General features: G+C 73.0%; 24 protein-coding genes. 8 read left to right on the forward strand and 16 right to left on the reverse strand.

The features are described from left to right. Positions 1 to 9: 9 nt before the first annotated feature. The 4 genes from gcvT (at position 10) to CK505_RS01835 (ending at position 4,316) form a co-directional block, all read left to right on the forward strand. Positions 10 to 1,131 carry a glycine cleavage system aminomethyltransferase GcvT gene (gene gcvT / locus CK505_RS01820; RefSeq protein WP_095650015.1) on the forward strand — a complete coding sequence of 374 codons (1,122 nt, stop codon included), beginning with the start codon at positions 10 to 12 and terminating at the stop codon, positions 1,129 to 1,131. A 67-nt stretch (positions 1,132 to 1,198) separates the two neighbouring features. Next, positions 1,199 to 1,576: a glycine cleavage system protein GcvH gene (gene gcvH, locus CK505_RS01825; RefSeq protein ID WP_035924297.1), complete on the forward strand. Its 378-nt coding sequence runs from the start codon at positions 1,199 to 1,201 to the stop codon at positions 1,574 to 1,576. Between the two features lie 123 nt (positions 1,577 to 1,699). Further along, positions 1,700 to 3,130, forward strand: a complete 1,431-nt coding sequence (locus CK505_RS01830; RefSeq protein WP_095650016.1) for an L-serine ammonia-lyase — start codon at positions 1,700 to 1,702, stop codon at positions 3,128 to 3,130. Positions 3,131 to 3,221: 91 nt separating this feature from the next. After that, the gene (locus CK505_RS01835; protein ID WP_095650017.1) at positions 3,222 to 4,316 is read left to right on the forward strand and encodes an SDR family oxidoreductase; all 1,095 of its coding nucleotides are present in this window, start codon (positions 3,222 to 3,224) and stop codon (positions 4,314 to 4,316) included. 25 nt (positions 4,317 to 4,341) lie between these two features. Here CK505_RS01835 and CK505_RS01840 read toward each other — a convergent pair whose 3' ends face one another. Genes CK505_RS01840 through CK505_RS01850 form a run of 3 tightly spaced genes read right to left on the reverse strand, consistent with a single transcriptional unit; the run spans position 4,342 to position 7,163 of the window. After that, a complete protein-coding gene (locus tag CK505_RS01840; RefSeq protein WP_095650018.1) occupies positions 4,342 to 5,568 on the reverse strand; it encodes an amidohydrolase in 1,227 nt (408 codons plus the stop codon). A 28-nt stretch (positions 5,569 to 5,596) separates the two neighbouring features. Next, on the reverse strand, positions 5,597 to 6,349 hold the full coding sequence (locus tag CK505_RS01845; RefSeq protein WP_035924306.1) for a hypothetical protein: 753 nt from the start codon (positions 6,347 to 6,349) through the stop codon (positions 5,597 to 5,599). 58 nt (positions 6,350 to 6,407) lie between these two features. Beyond that, a complete protein-coding gene (locus CK505_RS01850; protein ID WP_017831726.1) occupies positions 6,408 to 7,163 on the reverse strand; it encodes a DUF5058 family protein in 756 nt (251 codons plus the stop codon). A gap of 162 nt (positions 7,164 to 7,325) precedes the next feature. On the opposite strand from CK505_RS01850, the gene CK505_RS01855 reads away from it, so the two are divergent. Continuing rightward, positions 7,326 to 8,333, forward strand: coding sequence for an AsnC family protein (locus CK505_RS01855; protein WP_095650019.1), 1,008 nt, complete (start codon positions 7,326 to 7,328; stop codon positions 8,331 to 8,333). 15 nt (positions 8,334 to 8,348) lie between these two features. Here CK505_RS01855 and CK505_RS01860 read toward each other — a convergent pair whose 3' ends face one another. From CK505_RS01860 to CK505_RS01875, 4 genes are all read right to left on the reverse strand, one after another. Further along, on the reverse strand, positions 8,349 to 8,918 hold the full coding sequence (locus tag CK505_RS01860; protein WP_017831724.1) for a DUF421 domain-containing protein: 570 nt from the start codon (positions 8,916 to 8,918) through the stop codon (positions 8,349 to 8,351). Positions 8,919 to 8,921: 3 nt separating this feature from the next. After that, positions 8,922 to 10,769 carry an ABC transporter ATP-binding protein gene (locus CK505_RS01865; protein WP_255250871.1) on the reverse strand — a complete coding sequence of 616 codons (1,848 nt, stop codon included), beginning with the start codon at positions 10,767 to 10,769 and terminating at the stop codon, positions 8,922 to 8,924. A gap of 235 nt (positions 10,770 to 11,004) precedes the next feature. Next, positions 11,005 to 11,496 carry a DoxX family protein gene (locus CK505_RS01870; RefSeq protein WP_241482816.1) on the reverse strand — a complete coding sequence of 164 codons (492 nt, stop codon included), beginning with the start codon at positions 11,494 to 11,496 and terminating at the stop codon, positions 11,005 to 11,007. Positions 11,497 to 11,557: 61 nt separating this feature from the next. Further along, complete coding sequence (locus CK505_RS01875; RefSeq protein WP_017831721.1) at positions 11,558 to 12,046, reverse strand: MarR family winged helix-turn-helix transcriptional regulator; 489 nt, start codon at positions 12,044 to 12,046, stop codon at positions 11,558 to 11,560. 73 nt (positions 12,047 to 12,119) lie between these two features. On the opposite strand from CK505_RS01875, the gene CK505_RS18350 reads away from it, so the two are divergent. After that, the gene (locus tag CK505_RS18350; protein WP_148669345.1) at positions 12,120 to 12,800 is read left to right on the forward strand and encodes a hypothetical protein; all 681 of its coding nucleotides are present in this window, start codon (positions 12,120 to 12,122) and stop codon (positions 12,798 to 12,800) included. Here CK505_RS18350 and CK505_RS01885 read toward each other — a convergent pair. The 9 genes from CK505_RS01885 to CK505_RS01920 all read right to left on the reverse strand — a co-directional run bounded on the left by CK505_RS01885 (position 12,793) and on the right by CK505_RS01920 (position 20,157). Next, positions 12,793 to 13,491 carry an MOSC domain-containing protein gene (locus CK505_RS01885; RefSeq protein ID WP_172604896.1) on the reverse strand — a complete coding sequence of 233 codons (699 nt, stop codon included), beginning with the start codon at positions 13,489 to 13,491 and terminating at the stop codon, positions 12,793 to 12,795. The genes CK505_RS18350 and CK505_RS01885 overlap by 8 nt on opposite strands. Further along, positions 13,488 to 13,889, reverse strand: a complete 402-nt coding sequence (locus CK505_RS01890; RefSeq protein WP_095650022.1) for a monovalent cation/H(+) antiporter subunit G — start codon at positions 13,887 to 13,889, stop codon at positions 13,488 to 13,490. Before CK505_RS01890 ends, CK505_RS01885 begins: the two co-directional genes overlap by 4 nt. Beyond that, positions 13,886 to 14,143: a monovalent cation/H+ antiporter complex subunit F gene (locus CK505_RS01895; RefSeq protein WP_095650023.1), complete on the reverse strand. Its 258-nt coding sequence runs from the start codon at positions 14,141 to 14,143 to the stop codon at positions 13,886 to 13,888. The genes CK505_RS01890 and CK505_RS01895 overlap by 4 nt, the downstream gene beginning before the upstream one ends. After that, positions 14,140 to 14,559 (reverse strand): Na+/H+ antiporter subunit E, encoded by a 420-nt coding sequence (locus tag CK505_RS01900; protein ID WP_095650024.1) that lies wholly within the window; start codon positions 14,557 to 14,559, stop codon positions 14,140 to 14,142. Before CK505_RS01900 ends, CK505_RS01895 begins: the two co-directional genes overlap by 4 nt. Beyond that, entirely contained in the window at positions 14,556 to 16,061 is a 1,506-nt protein-coding gene (locus tag CK505_RS01905) for a monovalent cation/H+ antiporter subunit D family protein (protein WP_035924319.1), read from the reverse strand. The genes CK505_RS01900 and CK505_RS01905 overlap by 4 nt, the downstream gene beginning before the upstream one ends. Beyond that, positions 16,058 to 16,504 carry a sodium:proton antiporter gene (locus CK505_RS01910; protein ID WP_052132767.1) on the reverse strand — a complete coding sequence of 149 codons (447 nt, stop codon included), beginning with the start codon at positions 16,502 to 16,504 and terminating at the stop codon, positions 16,058 to 16,060. The genes CK505_RS01905 and CK505_RS01910 overlap by 4 nt, the downstream gene beginning before the upstream one ends. Beyond that, positions 16,504 to 19,431, reverse strand: a complete 2,928-nt coding sequence (locus CK505_RS01915) for a DUF4040 family protein (protein WP_095650025.1) — start codon at positions 19,429 to 19,431, stop codon at positions 16,504 to 16,506. The genes CK505_RS01910 and CK505_RS01915 overlap by 1 nt, the downstream gene beginning before the upstream one ends. 91 nt (positions 19,432 to 19,522) lie before the next feature. Beyond that, a complete protein-coding gene (locus CK505_RS18355; RefSeq protein ID WP_154676753.1) occupies positions 19,523 to 19,675 on the reverse strand; it encodes a hypothetical protein in 153 nt (50 codons plus the stop codon). Between the two features lie 104 nt (positions 19,676 to 19,779). Continuing rightward, positions 19,780 to 20,157, reverse strand: coding sequence for a hypothetical protein (locus tag CK505_RS01920; protein ID WP_095650026.1), 378 nt, complete (start codon positions 20,155 to 20,157; stop codon positions 19,780 to 19,782). A gap of 111 nt (positions 20,158 to 20,268) precedes the next feature. Between CK505_RS01920 and CK505_RS01925 the strand changes: the two genes are divergently transcribed. Next, positions 20,269 to 21,108, forward strand: coding sequence for an NAD-dependent deacylase (locus tag CK505_RS01925; protein WP_095650027.1), 840 nt, complete (start codon positions 20,269 to 20,271; stop codon positions 21,106 to 21,108). A 229-nt stretch (positions 21,109 to 21,337) separates the two neighbouring features. Further along, on the forward strand, positions 21,338 to 22,177 hold the full coding sequence (locus CK505_RS01930; RefSeq protein WP_095650028.1) for an aldo/keto reductase: 840 nt from the start codon (positions 21,338 to 21,340) through the stop codon (positions 22,175 to 22,177). Positions 22,178 to 22,231: the final 54 nt, after the last annotated feature.

A 22,231-nucleotide genomic window follows, 5' to 3' on the forward strand; every position in this document is an offset into this window, starting at 1 on the left:
AGGCACGACATGAGCGTCAGCACCACCTCCCGCCACACCGCCCTGCACGACGAGCACGCCGCGCTGGGGGCGTCCTTCACCGACTTCGGCGGCTGGGACATGCCCCTGAAGTACGGCTCAGAGCTGGCCGAGCACCGCGCCGTGCGCACCGCCGCCGGTCTGTTCGACCTCTCCCACATGGGGGAGATCCGGGTGACCGGCCCGGACGCGGCGGCCTTCCTGAACACGGCCCTGGTGGGCAACCTCGCCGCCATCGCCGTGGGCCGGGCCAAGTACTCCCTCATCTGCACCCCCGAGGGCGGGATCATCGACGACCTGATCAGCTACCGGCTGGCCGAGCAGGAGTACCTGGTGGTGCCCAACGCCGGCAACGCGCCGACCGTGCTCGCCGCCCTCCAGGAGCGGGCCGCCGGCTTCGACGTCACCGTGGCCGACGAGTCCGCCGACACCTCGCTGGTCGCCGTCCAGGGCCCCGCCGCGCAGGCGATCCTGCAGGAGCTCGTCCCCGCCGAGCAGCAGGAGCTGGTCGCCGAGCTGAAGTACTACTCGGCCGCGCCGGTCACCGTCGCCGGGACCGACGTGCTGCTCGCCCGCACCGGCTACACCGGGGAGGACGGGTTCGAGCTCTACGTGCCCGACGCCCAGGCGGTGTCCCTGTGGCGGAAGCTCCTGGAGGCCGGGCAGGGCCACGGGCTCGTCCCCTGCGGCCTCGCCTGCCGCGACTCCCTGCGCCTGGAGGCCGGGATGCCGCTCTACGGCCAGGAGCTCACCCTGGACCTCACCCCCTACGAGGCCGGTCTCGGCCCGGTCGTCTCCTTCAAGAAGGAGGAGGACTTCGTGGGCCGCACGGCCCTGGAGGCCCGCAGGGGCGCCGGGACGGACCGCAAGCTGGTCGGCCTGCGGGGCGAGGGCCGGCGCGCGGCCCGCGGCCACTACCCGATCAGCGTGGACGGCGAGGTCGTCGGCGAGGTCACCTCGGGGGCGCTCAGCCCGACCCTCGGCTACCCCATCGCCATGGCCTACGTCGACAACGCGCACGCCGAGCCCGGCACCGAGGTGCAGGTCGACCTGCGCGGCAAGCCGGTCCCGTTCGAGGTCGTGTCCCTGCCGTTCTACCGGCGCGGGCAGTGACCCGGCCGGCTCCGGCAGCCCGTTCCACCACCCGTCGTCCTCCCCTCCTGCTGAAAGGTTCTCGATCATGAGCAACATCCCGTCCCACCTGCGCTACTCCGCCGAGCACGAGTGGGTGGACGAGTCCTCCCCCGTGAAGGTCGGCCTGTCCGCGGTCGCCGTCGACGCCCTCGGCGACGTCGTCTACCTCGACCTGCCCGAGGCCGGTTCCACCGTGACCGCCGGCGAGGTCTGCGGCGAGGTGGAGTCCACCAAGTCCGTCTCCGAGCTCTTCGCCCCGGTCTCCGGCACGGTGGTGGACGTCAACGCGGCCGTCGTCGACGAGCCCGGGCTGGTGAACTCCGACCCGTACGGGGACGGCTGGCTGTTCACCGTCGAGGTCACCGACGAGGGCGAGCTGCTCACCGCGGAGCAGTACGAGCAGGCCCAGGAGGACCAGGCCTGAGCACCGGCCGCGCCCGGGTACCGTCGAGGACCGTGGTGCGGGCCGGGTCCCGGCCCGCACCACGACCGTTCCACCCACCACCGCCCCGCACCGGGGCACCACCTCCTTTGGAGCATCACCGTCATGGCCATCAGCGTCTTCGAACTGTTCACCGTGGGCATCGGCCCCTCGAGCTCCCACACCGTCGGCCCCATGCGCGCCGCACGGCGCTTCGCCGAGACCCTGACCGGGGACGGGCTGCTGGAGCTCACCGCGGACCTGCGCGTGGACGTCTACGGGTCGCTGGCCGCGACCGGCCGGGGCCACGGCACCTTCACCGCGATCCTGCTCGGCCTGGAGGGCTACGACCCCGAGACCGTGCTGCCCGCCGAGGTGGACGAGCGGCTCGCCGACCTCGCCGAGACCGGGACGCTGCGGCTGTGCGCGGCCCTCGGGCAGCGCAAGGACCTCCCCTACCGGGTCGAGGACATGGTGCAGCACCCGCTGACCGTCCTGGAGCGGCACACCAACGGCATGCGCTTCCAGGCCCTGGACGCCTCCGGCGCCGTGCTGGCCGACGAGACCTGGTTCTCCGTGGGCGGCGGCTTCATCGTCCGCGAGGGCCAGGAGGGCGCCGCCGCGGCCGAGCTGGACGCCGCCAGCGCCCAGGTGCCCCACCCCTTCCGCACCGCCGCACAGCTGCTGGCCCACTGCGAGCGCACCGGCCTGCCGATCAGCGGGGTGATGCTGGCCAACGAGCGGACCTGGCGCGACGAGGACGAGATCCGGCAGCAGCTGCTGCACATCTGGACTGTGATGGAGGAGTGCAAGGACTCCAGCCTCCGGCGCACCGGCCCGCTGCCGGGCGGGCTGAACGTGGCCCGCCGCGCCCCCGAGTGGCACCGGCGCCTGCGCACCGAGGACCCGGACCGGGACCCGGGCTTCTGGCCGGAGTGGGTGAACCTCGTGGCCCTGGCGGTCAACGAGGAGAACGCCTCCGGCGGACGCGTGGTCACCGCCCCCACCAACGGGGCGGCCGGCATCATCCCGGCGGTGCTGTTCTACGCCACCCACTACTCCCCCGCCGCCCGCGCCGCCGCCGCGGAGGGCCCCGAGGCGCTCGCGGCCGCCCGGCGGGACATCGTGGTCCGCTTCCTGCTCACGGCCGGGGCGGTCGGGGTGCTCTACAAGGAGCAGGCCTCGATCTCCGGGGCCGAGGTGGGGTGCCAGGGCGAGGTCGGCTCCGCCTCCTCGATGGCCGCCGCCGGCCTCGCCGAGGTCCTGGACGGGACCCCGGCCCAGGTGGAGAACGCCGCGGAGATCGCCATGGAGCACAACCTCGGGCTGACCTGCGACCCCATCGGCGGACTGGTGCAGATCCCCTGCATCGAGCGCAACGCGATCGCCGCGGCCAAGGCGATCAACGCCGCCAAGATGGCGATGTGGGGCGACGGCACCCACCGGGTCAGCCTCGACGAGGTCATCGTGACCATGCGCGAGACCGGCAGAGACATGAGCCACAAGTACAAGGAGACCGCCCTGGGCGGACTCGCCGTGAACGTCGTGGAGTGCTGACCGTGAGACGCTGAACCCGTCGGCCCGGACGGTCGTGTCCGTGCGGACCGGCGAGCAGCGTTGGCACCCACCGAGGAGACGAGACCGCACCGTGACAGCCCCCGCCCAGGACACCCGTTCCCCGCAGCGTCCCACCGCCCTGGTGGTGGGGGCCAGCGGCATCGCCGGTTCGGCGATCGTCGAGCAGCTGACCCGCACCGAGGACTGGGACGTGCTCGCCCTCTCCCGCAACCCCGTCCCCGGCAGCTCGGCCCGGCACCTCGGCGCCGACCTCCGCTCCCCGGAGAGCCTGGCCGCGGCCCTGGCCGGGGAGCGGCCCACGCACGTGTTCTTCACCGCCTGGTCCCGCCAGAACACCGAGAAGGAGAACATCGAGGTCAACGCCGGGATGGTCCGCAACCTCCTGGCCGCCCTGGCCCACGCCCCGGTGGAGCACGTGGCGCTGATGACCGGGCTCAAGCACTACCTGGGCCCCTTCGAGGCCTACGGCAAGGGGGACATGCCCGACACCCCCTTTCTCGAGGAGGAGCCGCGCCTGCCGGTGGAGAACTTCTACTACGCCCAGGAGGACGAGCTCTGGGCGGCCGCCGGCCGCCAGGGCTTCCGCTGGTCCGTGCACCGGGCGCACACGGTCATCGGCCACGCGGTGGGCAACGCCATGAACATGGGGCTGACCCTGGCCGCGCAGGCGGCGATCTGCCGGGAGACGGGCCGCCCGTTCGTGTTCCCCGGCTCCGAGGTCCAGTGGAACAGCCTGACCGACATGACCGACGGGTCCCTGCTGGCCGAGCACATGGTCTGGGCCGCCACCGAGGAGGCCGCCGGCAACGAGGCCTACAACGTGGTCAACGGCGACGTCTTCCGCTGGCGCCGGATGTGGCCGGCGCTGGCCGACTGGTTCGGACTCGAGTGGGAGGGCTACCAGGACGCACCGCGGCCGCTGGAGCAGCAGATGCGCGGCGCCGAGGACGTCTGGGCCCGGATCGTCGCCGAGCACGGGCTCGCGGAGCCCGACCTCGCCCGCGTGGCCTCCTGGTGGCACACCGACGCCGACCTCGGCCGGCCCATCGAGGTGGTCGCCGACATGAGCAAGAGCCGGCTGGCCGGGTTCACCGGCTACCGCCGCACCCGGGACTGCTTCACCGGCCTCTTCGACCGCTACCGGGCCGAGCACATCATCCCCTGACCCCCAGACAGGGACCCGGGAGGGGTCAGCCGCCCACGCGGGAGAGGATCGCGGTGAGGGCGGTCCGCACCCCGGTGGAGAGCGTCGGCTCGATCGCCGGGGCGAAGAACGGCGAGTGGTTCACCGGCACGGGTCCCTCCCCCTCGAGGACGGCTCCGTCGTGGCCGCCGAACATCCAGAACACCGAGGGCACCCCGATCGCCGCGCCGAGGGCCCCGAAGTCCTCCGAGCCCATCATCGGTTCGACCTCCACCACGTTGTCCTCCCCCAGCACCTCGCGGAAGCGCTCGACGAGAGCAGCGGTGGCCGCCGGGTCGTTGTAGTTGCGGGGGAAGGCCGAGAGCTCCTCGATGGTGGGCTCCGGGGCCCCCGAGGCCGCCGCCTCCGCGGCGATGATCCGCCGCAGGGCCCCCAGGACGTGGTCCCGGACGGCGGGGTCGAAGGTGCGCACGTTGAGCGTGAACTCGGCCGAGGCCGGGATGATGTTCTCCTTGAGCCCGCCGTGGAAGGTCGCCACGGTGACCACCGCGGCCCGGCGCGCGTCGATCTCGCGGGAGACGATGGTCTGGATCCGGGTGATCATGTGCGCCCCGAGCACGATCGGGTCGGTGGCGTCCTGCGGCTGGGACGCGTGGGCCCCCTTGCCGTGGACGGTGACCCGCCAGGAGTCGGCCATCGCCATGACGTCCCCCGCAGCCCAGCTGACCGTGCCGGCCCGGGAGGGCATCACGTGCTGGCCGAGGACGACCTCCGGCAGCGGCGCCCGCTCCCACAGCCCGTCCTCGAGCATCGCCCGGGCGCCGGCGGCGGTCTCCTCCCCGGGCTGGAACACGAGCACCACGGTCCCGGCCCAGGCCTCCCGCGCGCCGGCCAGCAGCTCGGCGGCCGTCAGCAGGGCGGCCATGTGCGTGTCGTGGCCGCACCCGTGCATCACGGGGACCTCGGTGCCGTCCTCCAGCCGCCCGGTGGCGGTGCTGGCGTAGTCCAGACCGGTGTCCTCGGCCAGGGGCAGGCCGTCGGTGTCGGCGCGGAAGGCCACCGTGGGCCCGCCCCCGTTGCGCAGCACCCCGACCACCCCGGTGCCGCCGCAGCGGAAGTTCTCGATGCCCAGGGCGGTGAGCCGCTGCTCGAGCAGGGCCGCGGTGGCGTGCTCCTGCATGGACAGCTCCGGGTGGGCGTGCAGCTCGCGGTACAGCAGGTGCATCCGCCGGCGCAGGTCGTCGGTCAGCTGGAGGTCCGTGGTGGTGCTCATGGTGCGGGGTCCTTTCGGGAGAACGGTGCTAGCCGATGCGGAGGTCGTCGGAGGAGGCCTCCGGCTGGGGCGCGACGGGATCGGCCTCGGCCGACCTGTCGCGCAGGAACCATGCCAGCACAGCGGTGGCGATCACCGCGATGGCGGTGCCGAAGAATGCCAGGGTGGGCACGGTCGGCACCAGCAGGAACACGACGGCCGCGGCGACGACGCCGGCGGTCACCGTCATCCGCAGGTTGCGGGTCGAGACGACGGCCTGCACGAGCACCGCGCCCAGCACCGACGGCAGGATGTAGGTCTGGACCACGGCGACGACGTCGGCGGGCACGACGCTCACCAGCCAGGAGCCCAGGAGACCGACCAGGACGAGCAGCGAGACCAGGTGCACCATGGCCGCTCCGCTGATGGCCATCACCGCCGCCAGCTCCCCGCGGCGGGTGCCGGGCTTCGCGCCGATGGCGGACTGGGCGATCAGCGCCGAGGGCAGCAGCTTGTTGGAGATGTTGCCGATCATGAAGGCCTGGTACATCGAGGCCTGGCCCAGGATCGGGTAGTAGGTCAGCGGCTCCACGATCCAGAGCACCCCGAAGGTGCCGGCGATGGCCAGCAGGGCGGTCCAGATCCGGGCCTGGTCCACGTCCAGGCCGGAGAAGAGCACGAGGTAGGCGGGGCCGGCCAGGGCGAAGAGCAGCCCGGCGATCATCGTCAGCCGGCCCCAGCGGGCGGTGGTCGCGTCGAACTGCTCCAGGGCGGGGACGGCGGCGGGGTTCACGGTGGTCATGGCAGAAGTCCTTCGGTGGGTCTGACGCACGGTCTCGGGCACGGGCTCGGGGACGGTCTCAGGCGGTCGGGAAGACACCGGCGCCGACGGTGGCGTAGGTGACGACCAGCGCGGTCAGGATGGCGATGCCCAGCGCCCACTCGCGGATCCACTGCGCCCGGAGGGCCTTGGCGATGCCCAGGCACACCGCCATCACGGCCGCGGAGGCGAGGAAGGCCACCACGTGGTTGCCCGACTTCGGCAGCTCCCCGAGCCCGAGGGCGAAGAACGCCCCGAGCAGGGCCGCCCCGGGGACCACGGTCATCACGGCGGGGTTGACCTTGCGCAGGCTGACGTCGCCGCGCTTGAGCAGCGGGGTGAGGACCAGCGTGGCGAGCATCCACATCGCCCCGCCCAGGCTCATCGCCATGAACGCCACGGCGAAGACGCCCTGCGTGTAGGTCGGGCCGCCCAGGTCGGCCCCCATGGTGCCCGCGGCGATGCTGGCCGCACCGGTCTCGAAGGACACCGACCCGATCAGCCCGATCCGCACCAGCACGGCGGGAGCGCCGAAGACGGTCAGCAGCGCGACGGCCACCAGGGCCACCGCCAGGGACGGCCCGATCGCCGAGACCGCCCCGGCACGGAAGGAGGTCCTCAGCTCCGCCGGGCTCACCCCGGCGGCGGGAGCCGCCACACGGGCGGCCCGGACGTAGATGACGGTCTGCACGACGATGACGGCGAAGACGCCGAGGGCGCAGATCCACAGCACGGGCAGGTTGGCCACGGACAGGATGTCGGTGGAGGCGCCGTCGACAGCGGTGCGCAGGTTCATGGGAACTCCCGGAGGTGGTCGGATCGGCGGGGAACGAGAGGCGGGGCCACGAGGAGTCCGTCGCCGGCGGATCTCTGCTCCGAGCGTGACGTGACGCCGATCACTGTCACCGGACATCTTCGATAAACTGCAGCAAATGCACTCTCGACCGAAGGAATGAGCATGGAGCTGCCCCCGGAGGACCTCGAGCTCGTGCACGCCCTGCAGATCGCGCCGCGGGCGTCCTGGACCCAGCTGGGGGCCGCGCTCGGCCGCCACCCCACCACGCTGGCCGCCCGCTGGGACCGGCTCCGGGCCGACGGCCGCAGCTGGGTCACCGCCCACCTGGGCACCTCCGGCACACAGGGCTGCGCGACCTTCATCGGCCTCGAGTGCCGCCCGGGCCGCCGGGCGGAGGTGCTGGAGCGGCTGTGCGCCGTCCCGGAGATCGGCACCGTGGAGGAGTCCGCGCGCGCCTGGGACGTCCGGCTCACCGTCCTCACCCGCAGCTGGGAGCAGATGACCCGGGACGTGCTGCCGCTGGTGCGCGCCGATCCGGCGATCCTGCGGGCCCAGCTCACGGTGGCCACCCGGCTCCACGCCATCGGCAGCAGCTGGCGCCTGGACGTGCTGTCCCCGGAGCAGCAGCGCCGCGTGAGCACCCTGCGCTCGGAGGCGCACCGCCCGCACGGCGCCGTCCCCGCCCACCTCGAGGAGATGACGGCCGTGCTCCAGGCCGACGGGCGGGCCACCGCCGCGCAGATCGCCGCCGCGACCGGGACCCACCCGACGACGGCCGCCCGGCACCTGCGCCAGGCGCTCGAGACCGGCCTCGTGGCTCTCCGCTGCGAACTGGCCCAGCAGCACTCCGGCTACCCGGTGTCCTGCCAGTGGTACGTCCGGGTGCCGCCGGCGCAGCTCGAGGCGGCCGTACGCTGCCTGCGCTCCCACCGGACGCTGCGCCTGTGCGCCTCGACCACGGGCGACACCAACCTCACCTTCCTGCTCTGGCTGCGCACCCCCGGGGACATCTTCGACGTGGAGGCGGAACTGCAGGCCGCCGCGCCGGGGGTCCAGGTGGTCGAGTCCGACGTGGGGGTGCGGACCCACAAGCGCATGGGCTGGATGCTGCGCGACGACTCGACCGCGACCGGCGAGGTGGTGACCGAGCTCGGTCGGGCCACCCCGTGACGCCGTGCGCGGTCCTCAGCCCCGGCCCGGCTCCCGCAGGAGGTCCGCCGGGACCAGGTGGGCGTCCCGGACGCCCTCGAGCAGCCGGGGGTCGACCGGCGTGCCGCGCCGGAGGACGCTGATCGTGCCGGCGGCCTCGAAGACCACGCACGCGACCTCGTCGGGGCTGCGCACACCGGCGCCCCGCAGCGCGCCGAAGAGCTCGGACTCCACCACGTGGACCCGGCGGAGGTTGGCCTCCAGGACCCGCTCGCCGGCCATCAGCAGCACCGCCCGGTTGTTCATCAGCGCCGACACGCGGATCCCCGCGCGGAGCCGGCCGAAGCCCGCCTCGAGCGCGAACAGCGTGCCGAGCCCCAGCACGCCCGCGGCGAGCGTGGGCGTGTCCCCCAGGACCGCGCGCCCGGCCACGGCACCGAGCATGACCACCACGACCGCGTCGAAGGTCGACAGCCGGGACAGCACGCGCTGCCCGAGGACCCGCACCATGAGCAGGAACGCCAGGTAGATCCCCACGGCCGAGGCCACCACCGCCAGCGCCCCCGGGGCGTCCACGCCGAGGCGCGCCACGGCGTCGTCGAGCACCGGTCAGACCTCCTGGTCCGCGAACTGCGTCTCGTAGAGCTCCGCGTAGCGCCCGCTCACGGCGAGGAGCTCGGCGTGCCGGCCCCGCTCCACGATCCGGCCGTCCTCGACCACCAGGATCTGGTCGGCGGAGCGGATGGTCGAGAGCCGGTGGGCGATGACCAGGGCGGTGCGCCCTTCCATCGCCTCGCCCAGTGCCGCCTGGACGTAGGCCTCGTTGGTGGAGTCCAGCGCCGAGGTGGCCTCGTCGAGGATCACCACGCGCGGGGCCGCGAGCAGCAGGCGGGCGATGGTCAGCCGCTGCCGCTCGCCGCCGGAGAGCCGGTAGCCGCGCTCGCCCACCACGGTGTCCAGCCCGTCCGGGAGGGCACGGATCACGTGCTCCATGCGGGCCCGGGCCAGGGCGTCCCACAGCTGCTCGTCCGTGGCCTCCGGCTTCACCAGGGCGAGGTTGTCCCGGATCGACTCGTGGAACAGGTGCCCGTCCTGGGTCACCATCCCGATGGTCTCCCGCAGCGAGGCGAAGATGGCGTCCCGCACGTCCGTGCCCCCGATCCGGACGGCTCCCGAGGTGACGTCGTAGAGCCGGGCCACGAGCTGGGCGATCGTCGACTTGCCCGCGCCGGAGGACCCCACGAGGGCCACCGTCTGCCCCGGCAGGACGGTGAAGCCCACGCCGTGCAGCACCTCCTCGCCGCCCCTGGTGTCGAGCACCGCGACGTCCTCGAGCGAGGCGAGCGAGACCTCCTCGGCGGAGGGGTAGGCGAACCGGACGTCGTCGAACTCCACCGACGCGGGCCCGGCGGGCAGCGACCGGGCCCCGGGCCGCTCCTGGATCAGGGGGACGAGGTCGAGGATCTCGAAGACCCGCTCGAAGCTCACCACGGCGCTCATGACGTCCATCCGGGCGTTCGCGAGCATGGTCAGCGGGGTGTACAGCCGGGTGAGGAGCAGGGCGAGGGTCACGACCGCGCCGGCGTCCAGGTTGCCGAGGATCGCCTGCGCGCCGCCGAGCCCGTAGACGAGCGCCAGGGCGAGCGCCGAGACCAGCGTCAGGGCCGTGACGAACACGGTCTGCAGCATCGCCACCCGCACGCCGATGTCCCGGACGCGGCCGGCACGGCGGGCGAACTCGGCGGCCTCGGCGTCGGGCCGGCCGAAGAGCTTGACCAGGGTGGCGCCGCCGGCGGAGAACCGTTCGGTCATCTGCGTGGACATGGACGCGTTGTGCTGGGCCGCCTCCCGCTGGAGGTTCGCCAGGCGCCCGCCCATGGCCCGGGCCGGGACCAGGAAGATCGGCAGCAGCAGCACGGACAGCGCGGTGACCTGCCACGAGATCGAGACCATGACGACGACGGTCAGGATCAGGGAGACGATGTTGCTCACCACGCCGGAGAGCGTGTTGGAGAACGCCCGCTGGGCGCCGATGACGTCGTTGTTGAGCCGGGAGACCAGGGCCCCGGTGCGCGTGCGGGTGAAGAAGGCGATCGGCATCCGCTGCACGTGGTCGTAGACGGCGGTGCGCAGGTCCAGGATGAGCCCCTCGCCGATCAGAGAGGAGAGCCACCGGTTGAGGATGCTCAGCCCCGCGTCCACGACCGCCACGGCGGCGATGGCCACCGCGAGCCATACCACCACGGAGACCGCGTCCCCGGCGTTGATCGCACGGACCACGTCGCCGGCCAGGATCGGGGTGACCACGCCCAGCAGCGCCGTGAGCACCGAGATCACCAGGAACACCGTGAGCCTGGTCTTGTGCGGGCGCGCGAAGACGACGATGCGCCGGAGCGTGCCCCGGTCGATCTTCCGGTCCTTGACGTCCTGGCCCTGGACGGTGCGCCACAGCACCATGTACGGCGAGTTCTGCATGCTCATGCGGCCAACCCCGATCTGCGGGGATCGCCCGCGCTGCACCAGACGCGGCACCGTGGTGGTCGTGCGCGCCGCGCCGCCACCGATTTTACGCGGCCGCGCCGACACGTCCGCGCCCGCCCGCCGCGGCCCGCCGACGGAGCGCCGGACGACGACGGGCCCCCGCGCCGCAGGATGCTGCGGGCGGGGGCGGGTCGCTCCGGCGCGGGAGGGGTCAGGCCCGGGCGGACCCGCGGCGCCGCGCCGCGACCAGGTGGTCCAGCGACCAGCGGCCGGCACCGGCCAGGACGAAGAGGACGGACGCGGCGGCGAGGAGCAGGACGAGCTCGATCCCGCCGTCGGCGGCGAAGAACCCCGCGGGAAGGTGCACCAGCACGAGGGCGCCCAGCATGGTCAGGGCGAGCAGGGCGGCGACCACGCGGGTGCCGAGCCCCAGGAGGAGCATCAGCCCGCCCACGAGCTCGAGGACGGCCGCGAGGGGCGCGGCGAGCTCGGCCGCCGGGACGCCCATCTGGGCGAAGGAGGCCTGGGTGCCGGCGACGGTCCACTCGGTGACCTTCTGCCAGCCGTGCAGGAGGAACGTGGTGCCGAGGACGACGCGCAGGACGGTGAGTCCGAGGGTCGCGGCCGAGGAGTCGGCGGTGGGGACGGTGGGGGCGGAGGAACGGACGGAGGACGTGCGCTGCGGCACCTGTGTTGTGGACATGTCACCACAGTAGGGGGCAGATACTTTCCGTGTCAAGCTTTTGGGCGGAGGGGGCCCGGTGTCACGGCTGGTCCGAGGCCAGTCCCCGGGCCGTGGGGCCGGCCGCGGCGTCGTCGACCATGCGGCCGATCAGCGCGAGCTGCTGGACCTGCACCGGCGTCAGCCGGTCGATCACCGTCCGCCGGACGTGCTCCACGTGCCCCGGGGCCACCTGCTGGACCCGCTCCAGGCCGCGGTCGGTGATCTCCGCGAGCACCACCCGCTTGTCCTGCTCCCCGCCGGCGCGCACCACCAGGCCGTCCCGCTCGAGACGCGCGACGATCCGGGACAACCGGGACTGGGAGGTGTTGGTGGCCGCCGCGAGGTCCGACATGCGCCGGCGCCGGTCGGGGGCCTCCGAGAGCATCGCGAGCACCAGGTACTCGGCCAGGCTGAGGTCCGCCTCCGCCTGCAGCTGGGACTCGATGCTGCCGGGCAGCGTGAACATGATGGAGACGAGCGCCAGCCAGGCCTCGCGCTCCTCGGGGGACAGCCATCGGGTCTCGGTCATGGCCCGATTCTACGAGCCGATCCTTGACGCCTCATGGGAACGCGTCCGCCGAGCGCGCCCCATAATGGAACCCATGGACTCCCTCGGCACCTGGCCCCGGCCCGTACCCGCGGACGACCGCGACTTCGACGTCCAGGTCATGCGGCGGCTGCGCACCGCTCCCGGCGAGGACGGGGCGCCCGACCGCCCCTCCCTGGGCGAGCGCCTGGGCACGTCGCTGCTGCTGGTGGTCCCGGTGCTGACCGCGCTCGCCGTGGTCCTGCTGTGGCAGCAGTGGTCCCGGTCCGGCTCGGTGCTCTACCTCGCCCTCGTCGCCGTGGTGCTGGTGGCCACGGCCCTGTGGTGGACGGCCCGGCTCAAGCGCGCCTTCAGCACCGCGCAGGGCCGGCTGGGCGCCCGCCTGGCGAACGTCGTGGAGCACGGCGTGGGCGTCGTCCGGGAGATCGCCCTCGAGCCGGTCGCCCAGGACGCGTCCGCCGCCGGGCGCACGGACGGGAGCACGGCGGCGGACGCGGCGACCGGCGGCGGCCGCGTCCGCGCCCGGCTCGAGCTGTCCGTGACCCCGGTGCGGGGGGAGCGCTTCAGCACCTCCGTGGAGGCCCTCTACGACGCCGACGCCGCGCTCCTCCTGGAGACCGGCTCGCACGGGCCCGTCCGTTTCCTGCGCGACGACCCGGAGGGCACCACCGTGATCGACACCCGGCTCTCCGAGGAGCAGGTCGCGCAGGTCTACCGGGGCGCAGCCCTCAACTGAGGGCGGTGGCGGCTCGGCCGTCGCGCCGGTCGGCCGCCCGCTGCTCCTTCTCGACCCGCAGCCGGAGCTGCTCGCACAGGTCCTCCCCCGCCCGGAGCAGCTCCGGCATCCGGTGCCGCTCCGTGGTCTGGGCCCGGAAGGCGTCCGCCACGCCCACCCCGTGCCCGGCGCGGCGGACGAGCTCGACCGGCAGACCGGCCCGCAGCGTGCCCGGCTCCAGGACCTTGAGATAGGCCCCGGAGCGGCCCCGCTCCGTGAAGCGGCGCAGCCAGCCGCGGACCTCCATGCTCGCGCGGAACGTGCCGCAGGGGATGCGGGCGTCCGTGACCTGCAGCAGCACCCCGCCGATGCGCCAGACGTCGCCCAGCCGGGCGTCGTCGACGTCGACGCCCGAGAGCGTGAGGTTCTCCCCGAAGGAGCCGTCGGGGATCTCCCGCCCCAGCTCCTGCGCCCAGAAGTCCAGCTCCTCGCGCGCGAACGCGTACACGGCCTGGTCCGTGCCGCCGTGGTACTTGCCGTCCCCGATGAAGTCCCCGGCCAGGCCCGAGCCGAGACCGCCCCTGCGGGGGCCCGGATCGCGGACCTCCACCGGTCCGTCCACAGGGCGCTTGTGGATGCCGGTGGAACGGTTCGGCCGGGCGGGATTGACCCCGGAGCGTCCCACGTTGACGCTGTGCACGCGTCCGGTCACGGCCGGACGTCCTCGCCGGGGCGTCCGGCCTCGTCCCCGGTGCGCTCCTCCAGCTCGTTGTGGTGGGTCGGGGAGTACACGGCCGAGCCGATGAGGTACCCGGACCGGGCCAGCGCCATGCTGCCCACGGCCGAGGTCACGAGCTGCAGGACCACCGCGGCGAGCAGCTTCACCGCGTTCTCCACGCCGGGCAGGAAGAAGAACGCCCCGGTGAGGACGAACGAGACGCCGAGGCCCGCGGCCGTGGCGATCGCCGAGGACCGGGTGTAGAGGTCGGGGAACCGGATGATCCCCACCGTGGCGGTGAGGAAGATCAGCGAGCCCAGGACGATGAACGCCTGCCCCACCACGCTCATCCACAGGGTGTCGTGCATGATCGGGTCGAAGTCCACGGTCATCGCCTCCCCTTGGTCAGTGCGCGGGCCAGGGACAGGGTCGCCAGGAAGCCCACGAGGGTGGCGATGAGGACCAGGTCGAAGACCGGAGGGCTCATCGCCAGCACGCCGAACAGGGCGATGAGCCCCACCACGGAGAAGAACAGCAGGTCCGCGGCGATGGCCCGGTTGGCGTCGTTGGGTCCGCGGAACATCCGCACCCCGGCGACGAGGACGGAGGCGGCGAGCACCAGCACGCCGAAGAGGATGCCGATCATCGGGGTGCCCCTCCCGGTCGGATGCCGTTCAGCATGTGGGTCTCCATCTCCTGCAGGCCCGACCGGGCGTCCTGCGGTCCGTCCGAGTACATGGCGTGCACGAAGATGTCGTACTCCTCCGTGCCGGCGGCCCCGTCGTCCCCCGTGCCCCCGTCGGACGCGAGCTGGTCCGCATCCTCCCGGGGCCGGGCCACGGTGGCCAGGGTCAGCGTCCCCGGGGTCAGGGTGATGAGCACGCTGAGCAGGACCGTCTCGAACTCGCTGCGGCACCGGGTCCGGTAGCGGACCACGATGGGCGAGGACCCCTGACCCGGGGTGAGCACGTCGCGGGTCACCGCGGCGTTGGAGAGGACCAGCTCCCAGGCGTACCAGAGCAGGAAGCCGATCAGGCGCAGCGGCCAGGTCAACCACTTCACGAGTTCACCACCGCCTCCACGAACGCGCTGGTGTCCACGAGCCCGTCCGCCGCCGTGGCGGCGACGCCCAGCAGCAGCTCACCGCCCACACCGAGGACGAGGGTGACGACCGCCAGGACGAGGGCCGGTGCGATGAGGCCCACCGGGATGCGGCGCTCCTTCGTGCCGACCGCGGCGACGACCTCGCTCGACGAGTCCTCCGGATTCCCCAGGAACATCTTCCCCCAGATCTTGAGCAGGTACAGGAGCGTGAACAGGCTGACGCCGACCGCCACGAGGGCCACCACGACCTGCTGCTCCTCGAACGCGGCCAGGATCAGCGCCAGCTTGGCCACGAACCCCGAGAACGGCGGGATGCCGGTCAGGGACATGGCGGCGGCGAAGAACACCACGGCGGTGAGCGGCTCCCGCCGCAGCAGTCCCGTGACCTCGCCCAGCGGCTGCCGCCCGTAGGCGATCTCCACCGCACCGGTGGACAGGAACAGGGACACCTTCACCACCGTGTGGTGCAGCAGGAAGAAGATGCCCGCGGTGAGTCCGGCGGCCCCGAACAGGGCGACGCCCAGCAGGATGTAGCCGATCTGGCTCACGGTGGAGTAGGCGAGGATCGCCCGCGCGTCCCGCTCCCCCACGGCGCCGAGCACACCGACCACCATCGAGACGGTGAAGACCACCAGCCCGATCCACAGGTACTGCTCCGCGCCGTCGAAGATCACGGCGTAGATCCGGTAGATCGCGTAGACCGCGATCTTCGTGTGCAGCCCCGAGAACAGGGCGGTGACGGTGGGCGACATGAAGGGGTAGGTGCGCGCCAGCCACCCGTGCACGGGGACCACCGCCGCCTTCACGGCCAGGGCGGTGAGAGCAACGGCGACCGACACGGCCACGGCGGTGGACTCCGCGGCCCGGCCCGCCAGCTCGGCGAGGTTCACGGTGCCGGCCGTGCCGTAGACGAGCCCCACCCCCGCGAGGAAGATCGTGGAGGCCAGCAGGTTGACGCTCACGTAGATCCGCGAGGACGTGACCTGCATCAGCCGTCCCCGGCCGCGGTGGGCCAGGATGATCAGCGCGTAGGACGGCACGAGCATGACCTCGATGAACACGAACAGGTTGAACAGGTCCGCCGTGAGCAGGGCTCCGTTGAAGCCGGCCGTGAGCACGAGCACCAGGGGGCCGAAGTAGCGCTTCTCCGCCTGCCCCGAGACCACCCCGAACCAGGAGCTGACCAGGGTCACGAAGCCGGTCGCGGTGAGCATGAGGGCGGTGAACAGATCGGCCGCGAAGGGGATGGCGATGCCGGCGGGCCAGCCGCTGATCCGGTGGGCCAGCACGGTGCCGCCGTCCAGGAGGGTGGCCACGAGCCACACGGCCCACACCACGTCCGCCCCGAGGACGGCGAGCAGCCCCGCCTTGCCGATCCGCCCGGAGCCGCCGGCGAGCACCAGCAGACCGGCGGCCAGCAGCGGGACGATGACGAAGAACGGGATCAGGTCCGCGCTCATGCGCGACCACCCCGCCCCGGGCGCCGCTCGGGGCGGGTGCCCACCGGATCCGGGTCCGTGGGGGCGTCACCGTGCGTCGCGGCGCTGTCTGCGGGGTCGTCCATCAGGTCAGGGGTCTCCATCTCCCGGCCGGTGAGCTCGAGATCGGTGTCGTCGTCCTCGTCGCCGGTCACGGCGAGCACGAGCATGTACATGGTGATGGCGAACGCGATGACGATCGCCGTCAGCACGAAGGCCTGCGGCAGGGCGTCCGCCGTGGTCGCCGGATCCGGGGAGTAACCGAGGGGCTCACCGCGGCGGTCGATGCCGCCGGTGGACATGATCAGCAGGTTCACCCCGTGGCTGAGGAGGGCGAAGCCGATGATCAGGCGGACCATGCCGCGTCGCAGCATCATGAACACGCCGCCTCCGATGAGCACGCCCACGGTCAGTGCGAGTGCCATCAGGAATCGTCTCCTCGGGGTCGGTCGGGGTGCTCGGCGGACGCCCCGGAAGGCCGTCCGGAACTCCGGTCGAGGACCCGGATGCTGCTGAGGTCCATGGGCGCCGTGCTGGGGTGGTGCGGCTCGTCCGTGGTGGGGGTCGGGCGGGGGGCGGGACCGTCCACCGCGGTGGAGCCCACCCGCCGCAGGGGCGGTGGTTCCTTCTCCTCCACGCCGAGACGGCTGACCGCGGCCAGGATCACGCCGACCACCGCCAGGTACACGCCGACGTCGAAGAACAACGCCGTGGTGATCGCGACCCCGAACACGTCGAAGTGCAGGGCGCGCAGGAACGAGCCCTCGGCCAGGCCCAGGAGGCCCACGACCACCGCCACGGCGACCCCGGCGCCGATGAGCTTCACGTAGGGCACGCCGAGCCGGCTGACCCGGTCGTCCTGCGCCGAGAGATAGACCAGGGAGATGCCCGCGGCACCGATGAGGGCCGCGATGAACCCGCCGCCGGGCTGGTAGTGCCCGCGGAGCAGGAAGAAGAGGGACAGGACCACGATGACCGGCCCGAGCAGGCGCTCGGTGACCCGCAGGACCATGGTGTTGTCCCCGGCGTCGCTGATCGGCGACCCGGGCGGCTCCGTGATGGGGCTGTGCAGCTTGGGCAGCAGCCCCCGCGACTCCAGGGCCACGACGATCGCGATGCCGGCCACGCCCAGGACGGTCAGCTCACCGAGGGTGTCCAGGGCGCGGAAGTCCACGAGGATCGTGTTCACCACGTTCGACCCGCCGGTCTCCGTCTTGGCCTCCGCGAGGAAGTACTGGCCCGCGTCGGAGAGCCCGCGCCGGCCGGTGAGCGCCCACGTGGCCACGGCGGCGGAGGTGCCCGCGAGGACCGCGACGACGGCCGCCGTGGTCGACCGCCGCTTCCCGGTCCGGTGGAAGGTGGAGGGCAGTCGGTTGAGCAGCAGGACGATCACCACCACGGTGAGGATCTCGACCAGCAGCTGGGTCAGCGCCACGTCCGCGGCGCCCAGCTCGTAGAACCACAGCGCGACCGCGAAGCCCACCACGCCGATGATCGTCACGAGGGCGATCCGGCTGCGCACGCCCAGGGCCAGGAGCACCCCGACCAGGACCACGCCGAGCAGGACCCAGTCCAGGGGGCGCGTCACGTCCCCGTGCAGCGGCGGGACGTCGACCGTGAACACGCCGACGACCGTCAGCGCCACCAGCACGACCACGGGCGGGACCAGGTGCCGGTAGGGGGCGTCGGCGCGGGTGAGGCCGCCGATCCACGCGCCCAGGGCGACGGAGCCGCCGCGCAGCGCCTCGACCGTGCCCACCCCGGTGATGGGCGACAGCTCCCGGTCCAGCAGCCGGTCCACGCTCCTCCGGGCGAGCACCAGGATCGTGCCCAGGGTGAAGACCGCCAAGGACATGTACAGCTCGGGGGCGAACCCGTGCCACAGCCCCAGGTGGGGCTCGGCGTCGGGCCCGGCCACGGCGGCGGCGGCGGCACCGAGCAGCGGCTCGGCCAGCACACCGGCCAGCCCCAGCACCAGACCGGCCACGGAGACCAGGGCCACGGGCGCCAGGAAGGCCGCGGAGGCCTCCTTCGGCGGGTCCTGGGCGGGGCGGCCGGGGAAGATCGTGATGATCATCCGGGCCGAGTAGGCGAAGGTGAAGGACGCGGCCAGGACCGCCACGGCGCCCACGAGCCACACCGCCGCGGTGGGCGCCGGGCTCTCCGCCATGGCCTTGAACATGGCCTCCTTGGAGACGAACCCGAACAGCGGGACGACCCCGGCCATGGAGACCGCCGCGAGCGTCATCACGACGGCCGTGACGGGCATCGTCCGCGCCAGCCCGGAGAGCTTGCGGATGTCGCGGCTGCCGGCCTGGTGGTCGACCACTCCCAGGGACATGAACAGGGCCGACTTGAACAGCGCGTGGGCCGCCACGTGCACCACGGCCCCCACCACTGCGTAGGAGGTGCCGATGCCGATGGTCGCCGTCAGGAAGCCCAGCTGGCTCACGGTGGAGTAGGCGAGCAGCTCCTTGAGGTCGTTGCGCTGCAGCGCGAACACCGCCCCCATCAGGGCGGTGAACAGGCCCACGGAGATCAGCAGGACGTTCCACACCGGCACCTCGCTGAGGGCCGTGGAGAAGCGCAGCATGAGGTAGATGCCGGCCTTCACCATGGCCGCCGCGTGCAGGTAGGCGCTCACGGGGGTGATCGCGACCATGGCGTCGGGCAGCCAGGCGTGGAAGGGGAACTGCGCGGACTTGGTGAAGGCCGCGAGGGCGATCAGCACCGCGACGAACGCGGCGAACCCGGGGGACGTGGACCACACGTCGTCGACGAGGATGTCGCTGAGGCGCGTGGTGCCGGTGGCCACCCACATCGCGACCACCGCGGCGAGCAGGCACAGCCCGCCGGCCATGGTCACCAGGAAGGTCCGGATCGCCGGGTCCTTGGCGTGCGGGCCGGAGCGGGCGATGAGCAGGAAGGAGCACAGCGTGGTGAACTCCCACATCACGAACAGCAGGACCACGTCGTCGGCCAGGACCAGCCCGAGCATCGCCGCGGCGAAGAACGTCATGAGGGTGTAGAAGGCGCTGTGCGAGCCCTTGGCGAGGTAGCGGGCCGAGTAGCCGATGACCACCGCGCCGATGACCAGCACGATGAGGCCGAAGAACAGCCCGAGCCCGTCGAGCCGCAGGTGGAAGGTCACGCCCAGGGTCGGCATCCACGGGATCTGCTGGGAGACCGCGTCGGCGTCCCCCCGGCCGTTCCACACCGCGACCAGCGCACCGGCGAGCACGAGGAGGCCCGCGGCGAGCGGCCAGCCGGCGTCGCGGCCCGCCCGGCGGCCCAGGACGGCCGCCGCAGGGCACAGCAGGGTGGTGAGAGCGAGAATGATCAGGAGGGACACGCCTGGCAACCGTCCGGTCGGTGGGATGGGAACGAGGTGGACTCGGCCGTCGACTGACCGGCCGCGCCGGCCGGTGTCCCGGCCGGAGTGCTCAGGCGTCCCGGGGGCATCCGGAGAGCAGCGGCCCCCAGGAGTTCAGGTAGCCGTTCGTCCCGTTGGACACGCACCGGACCGCCGAGGACAGCACGCGGCCCGGCGGCACAGCGGGGCCGCGGCCGTGGGCATGGTTCCTGGGGCTGGTCATCGCCCCGAATTTACCATGACGGCCACCACAGCCCCCGGCGAGGTGCTGCGGTGCCCGTGACTCCTCTGCGCGCGGTCCGGCCGCCCTTCCGGCCGGTGACGGGGTCAGCGCCGCTCCCGCAGGGGACTCGAACCGGAGTGCGGGACGGTCGGGGTGGCGGCGGTCTCGGCGTCCGGCTCGACGGGCGCGCGGCGTGCCGCTTCCTCCGGCGGGAGCGCGTCCCCGAGGTCCTCGTCCCGGTCCTCGACGAGCTCGCCGTCGCCACCGCGGTCGCCGTCGCGGGGGGCGAGGGCCGGACGACGGCGCGGGGCGTCGTTGATCTCGGTGACGGACACGGCCATCGCGTTGAGCGCGAGACCGGCGAGCACGAACAGCCACGCCGCGACGGGGTACCACGCCAGACCGAGGACCACTCCGACCACGACGAGGGCGACGGAGGTCAGGTAGGCGGGGGTCAGCACGCGCTGGACGTTGAACTTCATGGTTTCCATTCCACCACGCGCGCGTGCTGATCGACCAACGGGCCCGGGCGTTTCCCCGCACCGGCCCGGGCACCCTGGTCCGGGAGCCTCCGTGCGTATACCGTCGGCGGCATGGACGACCTCGACCCCGAGCTGCTCGAGCTGGCGCGCTCCGCGCGCACCGTGACCGTGCTCTCCGGCGCCGGGATGTCGGCCGAGAGCGGGGTGCCCACCTTCCGGGACGCCGGCACCGGACTGTGGGCCCGCTGGTCCCCCGAGGAGCTGGCCACCCCCGAGGCGTGGGACGCCGACCCCGGGCTCGTCTGGTCCTGGTACCTCTGGCGGGCCCGCCAGGTGCGCCGGCTCCGCCCCAACGCCGGACACCGGGCGATCGCCCGGTGGGCGGACCCCGCCCGCGTCCACGTGGTCACCCAGAACGTCGACGACCTCCACGAGCGGGCGGGCTCCGCGGTCCTCGCCCACCTGCACGGCAGCCTGTTCGCGTTCCGCTGCTCGGACTGCGGCGCCCCGTTCCCGGCGCGTCTCCTCCCGGGCCTGGCGGCGGAGGCCCGTCCGGAGGCACCACCCGCTCCCCAGGAGCCCGACCACGAGGAGCCGGGCCGCGAGCGCCCCCCGGTGTGCCCCTCCTGCGGCGGAGCGGTGCGGCCCGCGGTCGTGTGGTTCGGGGAGCAGCTGCCCGAGGGCGCCGTGGAGCGCGCCGCCGCGGCCGTGGCCGAGGCGGAGCTCGTGCTCGTGGTGGGCACGTCCGGGCTCGTGCAGCCCGCCGCCTCCCTGCCGCTGATCGCGTCCGGCCGCGGGACGCCCGTGGTCGAGATCAACCCCGAGGACACCGCGCTCACCCCGCACGCCGACCGGACCGTCCGGGCCGGCGCCGCCGAGGCCCTGCCCCGCCTCCTGCCCCCGTGGGGCGACCGGCGCCCGGCCGCCCGGCGGCCACGCGCCGACGGCTGAGCGCCCGCCGCCGGCTGCGGCTGCGGCTGCGGCCACCGTTCCCCGCCTTCCCGGGGCCTCCCGCTGCGGCTGGGCAGCGGAGGCCGATTGCTGAGAGCAGAAAGCACGCTGTCCTTCTTGTCAGCGCGCGGCGACAGCAGGAGACTGTTCGACGGACACCGGGCCCGGACGAGCTCCTCCCGGCCCTCCCTGTCAGCCCCTGGCTGTCTCCCCACGAAAGGCACGGTCCATGACGCAGTCCACGACGCAGTCCACGACCCTCACCCTGCACGACGGCAGGACCATCCCCCAGCTCGGCTACGGCGTGTGGCAGGTCGACGCCGACATCGCCGAGGACGTGGTGGGCCAGGCCCTCGAGGCCGGCTACCGCCACATCGACACCGCCATGATCTACGGCAACGAGGAGGGCGTCGGCCGGGCGATCGCGAACAGCGGCATCCCGCGCGACGAGATCTTCGTGACCACCAAGCTGTGGAACGACGACCACGGCCACGACTCCGCGCTGAAGGCCATCGACGCCTCCCTGGAGCGTCTCGGCCTGGAGTACGTCGACCTGTACCTCATCCACTGGCCCACCCCGAAGCGCGGGAAGTACATGGAGACCTGGAAGGCGTTCCAGGAGATCCGGGAGAGCGGCAAGGCCCGGTCCATCGGCGTCTCGAACTTCCCGCAGGAGGAGCTCCAGGAGATCATCGACGCGACGGGCGTGGTCCCCGTGGTGAACCAGGTGGAGCTGCACCCCTACTTCAACCAGTCCGCGCTGCGGGACTTCAACGCCTCGCACGGCATCCTGACCGAGGCCTGGTCCCCCCTGGGCCAGGGCGGCGACCTGCTGACGGACCCGGTGATCGACTCGATCGCCCGCAAGCACGGCGCCACCCCGGGACAGGTCATCATCGCGTGGCACCTGGCGATCGGCAACGTGGTCTTCCCCAAGACCGTCACGCCGGAGCGGATCCGCGAGAACTACGCGGCCCTCGACGTCCGGCTCGACGACGAGGACGTCCGGGCGATCAGCGGCCTCGACAACGGCGGGCGGATCGGCTCCGACCCGAAGGACTTCAACTGAGTCCTGGCTCCTTCCCGGCGACGCCCGGGACCGCGGCCCGGGACCGCGGTGGGT

Origin of the sequence: Kocuria sp. WN036, from assembly GCF_002287015.1 — a bacterium.
In the GTDB taxonomy this organism is placed as follows: Bacteria; Actinomycetota; Actinomycetes; order Actinomycetales; family Micrococcaceae; genus Kocuria; species Kocuria rosea.